Annotated in this window: 12 protein-coding genes; 5 read left to right on the top strand and 7 right to left on the bottom strand. The window is 64.0% G+C overall.

Annotation, left to right across the window (positions count from 1 at the left end; translation table 11 throughout):
* Nucleotides 1-182: 182 nt before the first annotated feature.
* Together CWS35_RS23295 and CWS35_RS23290 are read right to left on the bottom strand one after the other, a co-directional pair.
* Complete coding sequence (locus CWS35_RS23295; RefSeq protein WP_081725929.1) at nucleotides 183-1,157, bottom strand: outer membrane protein; 975 nt, start codon at nucleotides 1,155-1,157, stop codon at nucleotides 183-185.
* A 30-nt stretch (nucleotides 1,158-1,187) separates the two neighbouring features.
* Nucleotides 1,188-2,684 (bottom strand): caspase family protein, encoded by a 1,497-nt coding sequence (locus CWS35_RS23290; protein ID WP_100953965.1) that lies wholly within the window; start codon nucleotides 2,682-2,684, stop codon nucleotides 1,188-1,190.
* Between the two features lie 304 nt (nucleotides 2,685-2,988).
* Here CWS35_RS23290 and CWS35_RS23285 point away from each other — a divergent pair, with 304 nt between their 5' ends.
* The 5 genes from CWS35_RS23285 to CWS35_RS23265 all read left to right on the top strand — a co-directional run bounded on the left by CWS35_RS23285 (nucleotide 2,989) and on the right by CWS35_RS23265 (nucleotide 8,833).
* Nucleotides 2,989-3,936, top strand: coding sequence for a helix-turn-helix transcriptional regulator (locus tag CWS35_RS23285; RefSeq protein WP_024578405.1), 948 nt, complete (start codon nucleotides 2,989-2,991; stop codon nucleotides 3,934-3,936).
* Between the two features lie 122 nt (nucleotides 3,937-4,058).
* The gene (locus tag CWS35_RS23280) at nucleotides 4,059-4,673 is read left to right on the top strand and encodes a TetR/AcrR family transcriptional regulator (protein WP_100953963.1); all 615 of its coding nucleotides are present in this window, start codon (nucleotides 4,059-4,061) and stop codon (nucleotides 4,671-4,673) included.
* A gap of 189 nt (nucleotides 4,674-4,862) precedes the next feature.
* Nucleotides 4,863-5,744 carry a helix-turn-helix transcriptional regulator gene (locus CWS35_RS23275; RefSeq protein WP_100953961.1) on the top strand — a complete coding sequence of 294 codons (882 nt, stop codon included), beginning with the start codon at nucleotides 4,863-4,865 and terminating at the stop codon, nucleotides 5,742-5,744.
* Between the two features lie 253 nt (nucleotides 5,745-5,997).
* Nucleotides 5,998-7,470 carry a DEAD/DEAH box helicase gene (locus CWS35_RS23270; RefSeq protein ID WP_100953959.1) on the top strand — a complete coding sequence of 491 codons (1,473 nt, stop codon included), beginning with the start codon at nucleotides 5,998-6,000 and terminating at the stop codon, nucleotides 7,468-7,470.
* Nucleotides 7,471-7,765: 295 nt separating this feature from the next.
* The gene (locus tag CWS35_RS23265; protein ID WP_024578409.1) at nucleotides 7,766-8,833 is read left to right on the top strand and encodes a GGDEF domain-containing protein; all 1,068 of its coding nucleotides are present in this window, start codon (nucleotides 7,766-7,768) and stop codon (nucleotides 8,831-8,833) included.
* A gap of 93 nt (nucleotides 8,834-8,926) precedes the next feature.
* On the opposite strand, the gene CWS35_RS23260 is transcribed toward CWS35_RS23265, so the two are convergent.
* The 5 genes from CWS35_RS23260 to sufD all read right to left on the bottom strand — a co-directional run bounded on the left by CWS35_RS23260 (nucleotide 8,927) and on the right by sufD (nucleotide 12,920).
* The gene (locus tag CWS35_RS23260; RefSeq protein ID WP_100953958.1) at nucleotides 8,927-9,382 is read right to left on the bottom strand and encodes a TfoX/Sxy family protein; all 456 of its coding nucleotides are present in this window, start codon (nucleotides 9,380-9,382) and stop codon (nucleotides 8,927-8,929) included.
* Between the two features lie 139 nt (nucleotides 9,383-9,521).
* Nucleotides 9,522-9,911 carry an iron-sulfur cluster assembly accessory protein gene (locus CWS35_RS23255; protein ID WP_024578411.1) on the bottom strand — a complete coding sequence of 130 codons (390 nt, stop codon included), beginning with the start codon at nucleotides 9,909-9,911 and terminating at the stop codon, nucleotides 9,522-9,524.
* 74 nt (nucleotides 9,912-9,985) lie between these two features.
* Nucleotides 9,986-10,357: an SUF system Fe-S cluster assembly protein gene (locus CWS35_RS23250; RefSeq protein WP_024578412.1), complete on the bottom strand. Its 372-nt coding sequence runs from the start codon at nucleotides 10,355-10,357 to the stop codon at nucleotides 9,986-9,988.
* Nucleotides 10,354-11,601 (bottom strand): cysteine desulfurase, encoded by a 1,248-nt coding sequence (locus CWS35_RS23245; RefSeq protein ID WP_100953956.1) that lies wholly within the window; start codon nucleotides 11,599-11,601, stop codon nucleotides 10,354-10,356. Before CWS35_RS23245 ends, CWS35_RS23250 begins: the two co-directional genes overlap by 4 nt.
* Nucleotides 11,598-12,920 carry a Fe-S cluster assembly protein SufD gene (sufD, locus tag CWS35_RS23240; protein WP_100953954.1) on the bottom strand — a complete coding sequence of 441 codons (1,323 nt, stop codon included), beginning with the start codon at nucleotides 12,918-12,920 and terminating at the stop codon, nucleotides 11,598-11,600. Before sufD ends, CWS35_RS23245 begins: the two co-directional genes overlap by 4 nt.
* Nucleotides 12,921-12,929: the final 9 nt, after the last annotated feature.

The following is a 12,929-nucleotide window of genomic DNA, read 5'->3' as shown; positions in this document are numbered from 1 at the left end:
GTGTCGATCATTTTGATTGCCCTGCCAGACCCGGTGATTGCATTTCGGGGCACGATTTGGGAGCAGCCAGCCGTCACAGCACACGCCAGGCAGGCAGCAGGGTCGTGACCGCCTGAAGGGCATCAACAGAAACCCCGGCCAATGGCCGGGGTTCCTCGAATTTGCCAAGCGTCAAGTCGCGATCAGTATCGCGCGACGACAGGTCCGCCAAAACGGTAGTTCACGCCGACCCTCGCGATGTTCGCGGTAAGGTGGGTCGAATTGCTGTAGGCGAACCCGGCGAATGCGGGGGTCAAGACACCCACGCCACTCAACTTGCCAAAGTCGAGGTAGAGATATTCTCCCTTCACCGACCAGTTTCGGGCGAATGCATATTCGAAGCCGGCACCAACGGTCCAGCCGACGCGCGTGTCGGACGCGTTGGTGTTGAACACGAACGGAGCAAGCTGAACGATCGATTGGTTGACGCTGAAATTGGTGACGGCCACGCCACCTGTTGCATAAAGCAGCCAGTGGTCGTTGGCCCAACCGAGACGACCACGACCGGTGAAGAGCCAATCAGTGGAAACAGACGAGGTGGGCGTAAAGAAACTCGTCGGCGGCCCGATCGCTCCGCCGGGCAAAGTGCTGGGAAATGGGAACGTTCCCGTCGTGCTGGCACGCATCCGAAACGACTCGAAGTCCGCTTCGAGGCCCAACACCGTGCTGTTCACCTGCCAATTGTACCCGGCCTGGACGCCGCCGGTAAAGCCGTCGGGCTTGAGACGAGGTGAAGCCGCATTGGAAATCGCGGCGGAATCGACCGCAAAGAACGGCGGGATCGGAACGGTTTCGGCCCCGTCGATGGCAGCCCGGCCCCACGCATACCCGGCATTGCCGCCGACATAGAACCCGGTCCACGTAAACACGTCAGCAACCACCGGCGGCGGCGCCTTGACGGCCATGTCAGCGGCCATCGCATTGCCAGAGCAGGAAAGGCCCAACAGGACCGAGATTGAGGCACACCCCAAAAGCTTCTGCATTTTGCCCCCCAAAAAGCATTGGTTCAGAAATAAAATAAAAATGATTTGTATTTGGCCGACGTCTTGCTGACGAGCAGAAAGCTGCGACAGGGTGTCACCCTCGTCACTTTCCTCGTGAAAGTTGCGATCGAGCAACAGTTCTCGGGAGACCGGTTGGATGCTCGGTCAGCGCCGGAACGTCTTGATCTCGGACACGCTGCCGTCGCGATAGGTCAGCTCCACCGAGACCACCTTGGTCTGTGGCGCGAGCTTGAGATAGGTCTGGGCGTTCGATGGGATCGCCACGGGATCGCGCTGATCGCAGGGCGGCATCTTCAACACCTTGTCCGGCACCGCGCTGTCGATGCCGATCCGCACCTCGCGGATCGCGCAGCGATACGACATCAAGTGGGTGTAATAGACCAGCAGCCCGTTGAACTCGCGGAATGACAGCCAGCTCGTCGCCGTCATGTCGAGGATCTTGCGCTGGTCGCGGATCAGCGCGGCGTCAGGATCGAACTTGATCGGGAATGGTCCCTGCATCTCGCCCTGGGTATCGACATAGCGAAGCTCGATCGTGGCCGCCGGCGCGTCGGCCGGCAGCTCGATCGACGGATTCGGCATTCGCTTGCGCGTGCGCGGATCGAGCGTGTCCATGAAGCCGGTTTCGCGGAAGTCGCCGCTATCGCCGATCCGCCAGGAGATGCCGAGCGTCGGATCGGCGATCGAGAACACGACGGTCCAGCCGCCATTGTGCCGCGAGAAGCTCGCGATCGGCGCGTTGATCGAATCCTCCTTCGGCAGCTTCGGCACCGCGACAGGCGGCAGCGCCGCGACCTGTTGCGACGGCGCGGATGGTCCGGCGGCCTCGGCCTGCCCCTTCGCCATCCCGTTCAGGAAGACGTCGTCGACCATCTGGTCGAAATAGACGGGGATCTGCTTGTGCTTGACGGTTTCGGCCATCTCGCTGACCTGGCGCCGGGTGCGCTGCGCGACCTGCACGAGGTTCTCGCCGGGCCGCAGCAGTTCCTTGGCGAAGGTCCGTGTAAACACCGAATTGGGATTGGCATCGTCGTTCGACAGCCGGTCGAGCGCGGTCTGCCGCGGCCCCGCCGAGAACACCGAGAACACGCCCTCCGGCAGTTGCGTCATCGGCGCGAGGCCACCACCGCCGGCGACAGCGCGCGTCCCGGCGCGCTCGAACGGATTGTTGCGGCAGGCGTCGAACACCAGGATCGAGGTCCGCGCCTTCTTGTTCTGCAACCGCTCGACGATGCGATCGGCGAGAACCGAGGCGTCGCGCACCAGCTCCTCCTGCCCTTCGGTGGCGGCCGGCACATCGGTCGGCAGCAGGAAGTTCTGGCCGGCGATCTCGAAGCCGTGGCCGGCATAGAAGAAGAACACGGTATCACCCGGTTCCACGGCGCGGTCGAACGCCAGCAATGTCTCGGAGAATGCCTGCCGGTTGAGGTTCTCGGCCACCATCACGTTGAAGCCAAGCTGCTTCAGCGTGTCGCCCATGGTGCGGGCGTCGTTGACCGCCTTCTGCAACTTCGGCACGTTCCTGTAGTCATTATTGCCGATCACGAGTGCGACGCGCTTCTCGGCCTCGGCGGGCGCGGCCGCTGCGATGAAAGCGACCGCCAGGAGGGTCGCCGAAAGTCTCGAGAGCCAGCTCTTCATCCGTTTCCCGCCTGCACGACCCGTGTGCCGTTCGTGCGACCCCCGCCTGGAGCATGATCCGGAGGATCATGCTTGAAATAGAAACCAAAGCGCGATGACGATTCAACCTGATCTCATCGCGCTTTAATAGTCGGCTCGGCCGATCGGCCGGTTCAAGGCCGAACCACCACGGTACTGACCGGCCGCAGCCGGCCAAAATGAGGCGGTCTGTCGCTCTCGGGTCAAGTTTCCTTTTCCGGTCCGCATGATAGGATTTCAAGCTTCGATCCGGCTCGAGCTCTCCGCAGGTCCCAAGGGCTTTTCCGTGTACACATGGTCTACTGATCAAGTCGATCCTCGAGATCGCTTCGACTATTGGCGCGAGGTCCGCGCCAAGGGATTGTTCGGCGTCACCGCGGAGCTCGAGCCCGACCGCCGCCAGGACTTCTTCGGCGAGTTTTCCTTGCGCAAGCTCGGCGATGCCGGGCTGGTCGAGCTGCGCGCCTCGCCCTATCGCGTCGAGCGGCGTAGCGGCGACATCGCCGACGCGCGCAGCGACAGCCTGTGCATCTATCAACAACTCGGTGGCGGCGGCTGGTTCGGCGGCGCACGGCTTGACGAGTTCGCGGTGCGCGACGGCATGTTCGCGACCAGCCATTCGGACCTGCCCTATCGCACCGCCCCGCTGCATGACGACGGCTTCCACCTGCGCATCATCAAGATTCCGGTCGCGAACGTCGTTCCGCCCGGCGCCGAGCTCGGCGAGCTGGTGCCAAAGCCCGTACAGGACCAGGCCTCACTGCGGCCGTTGCTGGAATCATGCTTTCGCGACCTGATCGAAGGCAGCAATGCGGCAGGGACGGCTCCGATGGTCCAGGCGCTTGCCCATATCGCGCTGATCGAGCGCGGTATCATGCGGCCGAAGAGCCGGCTCGCGCAGCAAGCGCTGCGAAGTGCCCACCTGTCGTTGGCCCGCCGCCTGATCCGGCAGCACCTGTCGAGCGCAGCGCTGTCGCCGACCCTGATTGCCGGCCTGCTCGGCGTCTCGGTCCGCCATCTGCACATCCTGTTCGAACAGACGGAGATGAGCTTCTCGGAGACCGTGACCGGGCTCCGGCTCGCGCAAAGCCGTCGCCTGCTCCGCGAGCGGTCCGGGCAGACCATCGCCGAAGTCGCCTTTGCCTGTGGCTTCGAGAGCCTCGCGACGTTCTATCGCCTGTTCAATGCCGCCGAATCCATGACGCCCGGCGACTACAGGGCACAATCCGCCTGAGCGCGGACAGCGCCCCGACGAGCCGGCACACCGGGCTGTTGCGGGTTGCTAAAGCGCGGCCATGCCCGTAAGCCGGATTCGCGGCATCTCGCGTGCCGCCCCTCCACGCCTGCGGATTGCTGATGCCGAAGAAGATGATCAAGCCTGGACCTGATCTGCTCAAGCAGGTCGACCGGGCCTTTCTCGATTACGGCTATGGCGGGCTGTCGATGGTCGGGCTGGCCAAGGCCTGCGGCTTCACGCAGCGCGCGCTGTACTACTATTTCGGCAACAAGGAAGATGCGTTTCGCGCCGTGATCGCCTGGCACCATGTCGAGGATGTCGAGCTCGCGATGCAGGCCGGCCGCTCGGTGCGGACCAATGGCGGCGGCGCGCTCGATATTTTCGCCGAGGTCCTCGACGTGCGTTACGGCGAGACGCGGCGCCGCCTCACGCATTCGCCGCACACCGTCGAGCTCAACGCCGAGGCCTTCAGACGCTGCCGTGATCTGATGATCAGGACGGCCGTCGCATTCCAGGGTGAACTGGAAAGGCTGGTGATCGATTTGCAGGCCGCACGGCTGTTGAAGCTGAACGGCACCTTCACGCCGGCGCAAATCGCCCAGGGACTGGCCGACGGCGGACGTGCCGTCAATCAATCGCTCCCGCCGATTGCCCATGACGACTTTTCGGCCCGCTACCGTCAGACCTGCGCGATGGTGCTCTATGGCTGTGCCGTGATGCCGAAACGGAAGTAATTCCCAGTTTGCGCAAGCGCGTGCGCCGCACGCAACGCTCACCGATCCGCAAAAATCGACCGAAAAGGCCCGGCTGCGCCATTGCCGCGGCCGATCACTGCGTCGCGACGCATTTTTCCTATTTCATTAATTGCGTATTTATGTGAAATATACGTATTGCGATCGCAGGACTTTCCGGAGGCGTCTCGAATGGTCGACATGGGGCATCGCGGCGGCCGGGCGCATCGCCGCGAGATCGGACACGCTCCCGATCGAAGTGATCAGCCTGCACGGATTGAGAAGATATTTTCTGGCCATTTCGCCAGAACCCCGCAGGCGCTTCGCCCGGACGCGGCACAGCAAATCTCGTTACCGGCGACGCGCGCTCTCACGCAGAGCGAGGGATCATGCACGATGCGCGCTAAGCACCAGGAATACGGTCCGGAAGCCTCATCCACCGGCCCGGCCGCTGTGGGCCTGCAAGCCGATCCAACTGCCGCCCCCGAGCCGGTTCGTCACGGTGCTCCGGCAACCAACGATCGCGGCTGGGCACCGTTGCTCGAAGCCTGCCTTGCCGACTTCAAAGGAGCGGCGGAAGACGGTGACGCGGCCTGCATCCCTGCGCTGGTCAAGATCGTGGCTGACCTCGCCCTGATCGAGCGCGGCGCGATCAGGCCGGGCAGCCGCCGCGCGCAGCAGGCGCTGCGCGTCGGCCGACTGAGCCTGGCCCGGCGCCTGATCACGCGCCATCTCGCAAAGCCGGCGCTGTCACCCCACATGGTCGCCGATCTGCTCGGCGTCTCGGTCCGCTACCTGCACATTCTGTTCGAGGCGACCGGCACGAGCTTTTCCCAAACCGTCACTGCGCAACGCCTGAGCGAGAGCCGCAGGCTGCTTCGCGAGCAACCGCGGCGGCCGATCGCGGACATCGCCCTCGCCTGCGGGTTCGGCAGCCTCGCCACCTTCTACCGGATCTTCAGCGCGGCCGAGGCAATGTCGCCCGGCGAATTCAGGGCCAAGGGCAGCGCCAACCCGCCTGCCGAGACCCATGCACTGGATACCGGGGAGATGATTCATTTGACCGCCAAATGACGGAAATGACGGTTATTTTGGCGAAAACGTTAAGCTTTTTCGGCCATCCGGCCGGTTCCAAGATTGACTTTACCGGTTTCGACCCTATGTTGCGAGGCAACGCGGCCCTCGGATCGAAGCGCGATTCGTCAGGTTTGCCGTCCGTCAGCGTTAGTCAGAGCCCCCGAGCTTTTTAGAGAAGCGAGCCGTTTCGGGGCCGAACGCGACAGCCTTTTACCTTCGATTCCGAACGGCGGTTTCGACCAGAGGCTCAATGTCTTTTTCCAATCTAGGCCTGTCCGATAAGGTCCTCGCCGCAGTTGCGGCCACCGGTTACACCAACCCCACCCCCATCCAGGAACAGGCAATCCCGCACGTCCTCGCCCGGCGCGACGTGCTCGGCATTGCACAGACTGGCACCGGCAAGACCGCTGCCTTCGTTCTCCCGATGCTCACCCTCCTCGAGAAGGGCCGCGCCCGGGCACGGATGCCGCGCACCCTGATCCTCGAGCCAACCCGCGAGCTTGCCGCGCAGGTGAAGGAGCAGTTCGACAAATACGGCGCCGGTCAGAAATTGAACGTGGCTCTCCTGATCGGCGGCGTCTCGTTCGGCGACCAGGACTCCAAGCTGATGCGCGGCGTCGACGTGCTGATCGCAACGCCCGGCCGCCTGCTCGACCACACCGAACGCGGCGGATTGCTGCTCACCGGCGTCGAGTTGCTGGTGATCGACGAAGCCGACCGCATGCTCGACATGGGTTTCATTCCCGACATCGAACGCATCTGCAAGCTCGTCCCGTTCACCCGGCAGACGCTGTTCTTCACCGCGACGATGCCCCCGGAGATCAGCCGCATCACCGAGGCTTTCCTGCACAACCCGGCCCGGATCGAAGTCTCCAAGCCCGCAACCACCGCAGTCACCGTGACGCAATTGCAGGTGCCCGCTGGTCGCGAAGCGCACGACAAGCGCGAAATCCTCCGCCGCCTGCTGCGTGACGCCAAGGATCTCAACAACGCGATTATCTTCTGCAATCGCAAGCGCGAAGTCGCCGTCCTTCACAAATCACTCCAGAAACACGGCTTCAGCGTCGGCGCCTTGCACGGCGACATGGATCAGTCGGCCCGCACCGCGGCCCTCGACCAATTCCGCAAGGGCGAGATCCCGCTGCTCGTCGCCTCCGACGTCGCCGCCCGTGGTCTCGACATTCCCGCGGTGAGCCACGTCTTCAATTTCGACGTACCGCACCACCCCGACGACTACGTCCACCGCATTGGCCGTACCGGTCGCGCCGGACGCACCGGTACCGCGATCTCCATCGTCACCTCGCTCGATAGCAAGTCGATGGCTGCGATCGAGAAGCTGATCGGCCAGCCGATCCCACGCGCTGAAGGCGACTACGCCGTGCACAGTGAGGCCTCTGACGAGGACGCCGCGCCGCGCCGGTCGCGCAGCCGCGACGGTTCGCGCGACGGCGCCCGTGGCGGCCGCAAGCCGCGCCGTGAACGCGAGCCGCGCAATGGTGAGCGCGAACCGCGTCACGACAGGGAGCCCCAGCAGGAGCGTGCAGCGAAGCCCGAGCGCGAGCCGCGCAACGGCCGTAGCGGTACCCCGCAGGCCACTCCGTCGCACGTGCCCTCGATCGGGCGCGCCGAGCCACGGCGGCAACAGCGCGAAGTCGACCACGAGCCGGCCGATCATTCGCATCTGCCTGCCTTCCTGCTGCGACCTGTGCGCGCACGCGCGTAACGCTTGCGCCGGTGTCGCCGCGACGGGCGGCGGCAATCCGCGAATCTCCGTCAGATCTAGCGATACATCGTGCGGTGATGCTTCGGGTTTGAAGCAAATCCGCGCAGATTCCATATCGCATTGACGAGCAAACGAAAGTCTTCCGAAAGTCGCGACGACATTGGACAATAGTCGCGACCGGATTCCCGTAGTTCCACTGTTTACCTTGCTTTCACTCTCGTCCCGTACCCTCGCGCCAATAATTTAGTCATTGCTGCCGGGTGCAACCGGCATTGCGCGCATTGAGGACGTGACAGTGGTGAAACTGCTGGACGAACACGAACGTACGTTGGCCTTCGCCGAAGTCGCGCTCGGCCAGATCCGCTCGCTTCGCCAGACTGCCGTACCCCGCAACTATGAGATCTGGTACGTCTACGCGACCGGGTACAACGCGCCGCTCAACAAGGTCATCAACGAGACCCTGGCGCGCAGCGGCAAACTCAGCGAATCCGATCTCGAGCAGATCTACGAAACCTATCTCTCGCACATCAAGACCTCCGATCGAATCGACAAGGTCGGCGCCCGCGTCATCGGCGAGATCGACGCCGTCATGAAGCTGATCACCGATGCGCTCGGTGTGTCGGCGAATTATGATGCCAGCCTGATCGGTGCCAGCAACAAGCTCGCCAGCGCCACGACCCACGATCACATCAAGACGATCGTCGAGGGCCTCGCCAAGTCGACCCGCGAGATGCGCGATACCAACCAGGCGCTGGAGAACCGGCTCGCACTGTCGAAATCCGAAATCAACGACCTGCAACATAGCCTCGAGGCGATCCGCGCCGAGAGCCTGACCGACCCGCTCACCGGCCTCGGCAACCGGAAATATTTCGACCGCTCGATCGACACGGCGGTGCAGACCGCGCTGGTCAGCGGCGAGCCGCTGTCGCTCCTGATGTTCGACATCGATCACTTCAAGTCGTTCAACGACTCCTACGGCCACCTCACCGGCGACCAGGTGCTGCGGCTGGTGGCGCAGTCGCTGAAACAGACCATCAAGGGCCAGGACATCACCGCCCGCTATGGCGGCGAGGAATTCGCCGTCGTGCTGCCCAACACCGCGCTGCGCCAGGCGCTGACGGTCGCCGACCACATCCGTCGCGCCGTGATGGCCAAGGAGCTGAAGAAGAAGTCGACCGGTGAAATCCTCGGCCGCGTCACGATCTCGGTCGGCGTCTCCATGCTGAAGCCGAACGACGACACCGATTCCTTGATCGAACGCGCCGATGCCTGCCTCTACGCCGCCAAGCGCGCCGGCCGCAATCGTGTGATCTGCGAAGCCGACCCGGAATACAGCTCCGAGACCCAGACCCGGGTGGCTTAAGTCTCCCCTGATGGTGAGGAGGCGCCGTCTCGAACCATGAGGCCCCGATAGCGCCCCGCGGCCATCCTTCGAGACGCGCGCGATGCGCGCTCCTCAGGATGACGACCTTTTTCCTTTTTGCACTCGCTTCTTTGAAGGTCGCTTGGCTGCGGGCTTCTTCACCACGCTCTTCTTGTTCTTGCTCGCGACCTTCTTGCCAACCGCCACCGTCGCCTTCCGCGGCCGCTTGCGCAGCGCCGCGCGCTGGGCAGCGGCGAGCGCCGAACGTGCCCACGCTGCGAGTTCCTCAGAATCGTCGAACAGCCGCGCCGGCAATTGCCAGTAGGAGTTGACGGTGACGGTCTTCGACCGTGTCGTGTACTGGAATGGCCCGCAGCCCTCTGCCTCGAATTGCGGGATGGTCTGGTCGTCGGCACGGAAGTAGAGCCCGGCGCGCAAGGCGAGCGCAAAATTGGTGCCGTCGGCGGAGATGCCGTAGCCGGAGAACATCCGGCGCAGCGTGACCGGGCCGAAATCGACGAACAAGTCGGTCAGGAATTCGCGGTCCACGTACTTCCCCCGTTCAAGCCAAGCGCGTCTGCCGCAGCCTGTTGATGCGCAGTATGGTCGACGACCGCGCCGACACGCAACGATGGTGGAGGTCAGATCAATGGCGCGAGCGCGAATGCTCCCACGCAGTGTGGTAGCGTCAGACCGTGGCCGGCTTGAGCTGCACGGACTCGCCGCAACCGCAGGCGGAGACCTGGTTCGGGTTGTTGAACACGAACTGGGCCTGCATCTTGTCGGCCACGTAGTCCATCTCGGTGCCGAGCAGGAACAGCACGGCCTTCGGATCGACCAGGATCTTCACGCCCTTGTCCTCGACGACCTCGTCGGTCGGACGGATCTCGTGGGCATATTCGACGGTGTAGGACTGCCCGGCGCAGCCGCCGTTCTTGATGCCGACGCGCAGGCCGACGATCTCGGAATCAGCGCGCTGGGTCAGCTCGGTGATCCGCTCCGCCGCCGCATCGGTCAGCCTCATGACTTGCGGGCGCGGCCGCTTCGGCTTGGCGGGGGTGGGTGAAGCTTGGGTCATGTCACTCATGTGGTCAGTCCCGGCGGCAATTCAATTGAGGATCGTCTCGAGCCTAGATTCAAACCTTACGCGCATCACCACATATTGAGGACGAGGCGCGCCTCGTCCGACATCCGGTCCGGCGTCCAGGCCGGATCCCACACCAGGTTGACGTTGACGACACCGACGCCGGGAACGCTGGCGACCGCGTTCTCGACCATGGTCGGCAGTTCACCCGCCGCCGGGCAGTTCGGCGTGGTCAGGGTCATCAGGATGTCGACCGAGCGATCATCCTTGAGGTCAACCTTGTAGATCAGGCCGAGCTCGTAGATGTCAGCCGGGATTTCCGGATCGAACACCGTCTTCAGCGCCGCGACGATCTCGCCGCTCATGCGCTCGGTTTCCTCCGCCGGCAGCGCCGAGGTGGTTTCCATGGAGGCCGTCTTGACTTCGGCTGTATCGGTCATGCGAACAATTCCCGCGCCTTGATCAGCGCCTGCGCCAGATGGTCGACTTCTTCCCTGGTATTATACATCCCGAACGAGGCCCGGCAGGTGGCCGTGACGTTGAACCGCTCTAAAAGCGGCATCACGCAATGGGTGCCGGCGCGCACCGCGATGCCCTGACGGTCGATCACGGTGGCGACGTCGTGCGCATGCGCACCCTTCATCTCGAACGAGATCACCGGCCCCTTGTTGCGGGCGGTGCCGATCAGGCGCAGCGAGTTGATCTCGCGCAGCCGGTCCTGGGCATAATTGAGCAAATCGTACTCGTGCGCGGCGATGCGCTCCTTGCCGATCGAATTGACGTAATCGATCGCGGCGCCGAGCCCGATCGCCTCGACGATCGGCGGCGTGCCGGCCTCGAACTTGTGCGGCGGGTCGCCATAGGTGACCCAGTCCTTGGCAACTTCACGGATCATTTCGCCGCCGCCGTTGAACGGCCGCATCGCCACCAGATGCTCGTGCTTGGCATACAGCGCGCCGATGCCGGTCGGCCCGTACACCTTGTGGCCGGTGAAGGCATAGAAGTCGCAATCAAGGTCCTGCACGTCGATCGGCAGATGCACCGCGCCCTGCGCGCCGTCGACCAGCACCGGGATGCCACGGGCATGCGCCAGCCGCACCACCTCCTTGATCGGGACCAGGGTGCCGAGTGCATTCGACATCTGGGTGATCGCAACGATCTTGGTGCGGGCGGTGAGGAGCTTCTCGAACTCCTCGATCAGGAAGTTGCCTTCATCGTCGACCGGCGCCCACTTGATCACGGCACCCTGACGCTCCCGGAGGAAATGCCACGGCACGATGTTGGAGTGGTGCTCCATGATCGAGAGGACGATCTCGTCGCCCTCCTTGATATGCTCGCCGCCCCAGGATGCCGCGACGAGGTTGATTGCCTCGCTGACGTTGCGAGTGAAGACGATCTCTTCGTTGCGGCGGGCGTTGATGAACTGCGCGACCTTGCCGCGGGCACCCTCATAGGCCTCCGTCGCGGCATTGGCGAGGTAATGCAGGCCGCGATGCACGTTGGCGTATTCGCTCTTGTAGGCTTCCGTCATGCGGTCGAGCACCGCATTCGGCTTCTGCGCCGAAGCGGCGTTGTCGAGATAGACCAGCGGCTTGCCGTAGACCTGCATGGCGAGCGCCGGGAAATCCTGCCGCACCAGGGCGACGTCGTAAGAACCGTTCGCAACCGCCTTGTGCATGCTCACGCCCTCGCCTGAAGCCAGCGCTGCGCGGTGGCAATTGCGACCTCGCGCAACGCATCGCTGACGATGGTCTCGATCGCCTCTCCCACGAAGGCCTGGATCAGGAGCGCCTGCGCTTCCTTCTCGGGCAGTCCGCGGGCGCGCATGTAGAACAGCAGGCTCTCGTCGAGCGCGCCGGTGGTCGCGCCGTGACCGCAGGTGACGTCATCGGCGAAGATCTCGAGCTCCGGCTTGTTGTCAGCTTCCGCATCGTCGGACAGCAGCAGCGCGCGGGTCATCATCTTGGCGTCGGTCTTCTGCGCGTCGGGGCGGACGATGATGCGACCCTGGAACACGGAATGAGCGCGGTCGTCGACGACGGCACGGAAGATCTCGCGACTCGCGCAGTTCGGCACGGCGTGATCCATGAACAGCGTGGTGTCGGCATGCTGCTTGCCGTTGATCAGGTTGACGCCGTTGGTCTCGACCTTCGAACCTTCGCCAGCGCAGGTCACCGTCAGCTGGTAACGGCTGACATGGCCGCCCGAGGTCAGGCCGAACGTGTTGAAATGGGCATGGGCGCCGAGCGAGATCGTTGCCGACGAAATGTTGAAGGCGTCGACGCTGTCCTCGACCAGGCGCACGTGATCGAGCCGCGCATTGTCGCCGATCGCAACGATCAGCCCGTCATACGCCTGGTAAGCCTTGGCGCCCTCGGCGGCGAGATAGCTCTCCACCAGCGTCACGCCGGCGTCGCGGCCGAGCCGTAACAGCGAGCGCGTGAACATCGAGGCCGGCGCCGCACCGGACGCAACGTGGATGATATGCAGCGGCTGAGCCAGCATCGCGCCGTTGGCGATTTCGATCACGACACCATCGGTCGCCATCGCACCGTTCAGCGCGATCATCGGGTTGGAGATGTCGGACGCAACCACCTCCGCGGACAGCGCGCCGTCGCCGGCGTCGAGCACCTCGCGCAGCGGGCGGATCACAAGCCCCTTCTCGAGGCTTCCGAGGTCGGACAGATCAGGCGCGAAAGCGCCATCGACCAGCACCAGACGGCGCACGCCGTCGATTGCGCGCAGCTTGGCGACAGCCGCGGCGCGGCTCAGCGCCACGGCATCCGGCGCCGCCGCCAGCGGCAGCACCTCGCGCATCAGCGCGCGCAGATCAGTGTATTTCCAGTCCTCGATCCGGCGATGCGGCAGGCCGGTACGCTCATAGGCCTCGAATGCCTGCCGGCGCTGATCGGCGATCTTGCCCTTGCCCGGCAGACGGTCGCGCACGACGGCGAATGCATCGCCCAGCGCGCGCCCGGTCTCGGTCTTTGCAACAACGTTCATCTGAGAACC

The sequence above is a fragment of the Bradyrhizobium sp. SK17 genome, assembly GCF_002831585.1.
Lineage (GTDB): Bacteria > Pseudomonadota > Alphaproteobacteria > Rhizobiales > Xanthobacteraceae > Bradyrhizobium.
The sequence above is the reverse complement of the archived record's forward strand: the minus strand, read 5'-3'. Positions and strand labels throughout refer to the sequence as shown.

What these genes read in the sequence shown, in the direction of transcription:
- sufD (WP_100953954.1), bottom strand. Translation starts at nt 12,920, where the DNA reads ATGAACGTTGTTGCAAAGACCGAGACCGGGCGCGCGCTGGGCGATGCA.
- CWS35_RS23290 (WP_100953965.1), bottom strand. Translation starts at nt 2,684, where the DNA reads ATGAAGAGCTGGCTCTCGAGACTTTCGGCGACCCTCCTGGCGGTCGCT.
- CWS35_RS23250 (WP_024578412.1), bottom strand. Translation starts at nt 10,357, where the DNA reads ATGACCGATACAGCCGAAGTCAAGACGGCCTCCATGGAAACCACCTCG.
- CWS35_RS23275 (WP_100953961.1), top strand. Translation starts at nt 4,863, where the DNA reads ATGGTCGACATGGGGCATCGCGGCGGCCGGGCGCATCGCCGCGAGATC.
- CWS35_RS23255 (WP_024578411.1), bottom strand. Translation starts at nt 9,911, where the DNA reads ATGACCCAAGCTTCACCCACCCCCGCCAAGCCGAAGCGGCCGCGCCCG.
- CWS35_RS23270 (WP_100953959.1), top strand. Translation starts at nt 5,998, where the DNA reads ATGTCTTTTTCCAATCTAGGCCTGTCCGATAAGGTCCTCGCCGCAGTT.
- CWS35_RS23280 (WP_100953963.1), top strand. Translation starts at nt 4,059, where the DNA reads ATGCCGAAGAAGATGATCAAGCCTGGACCTGATCTGCTCAAGCAGGTC.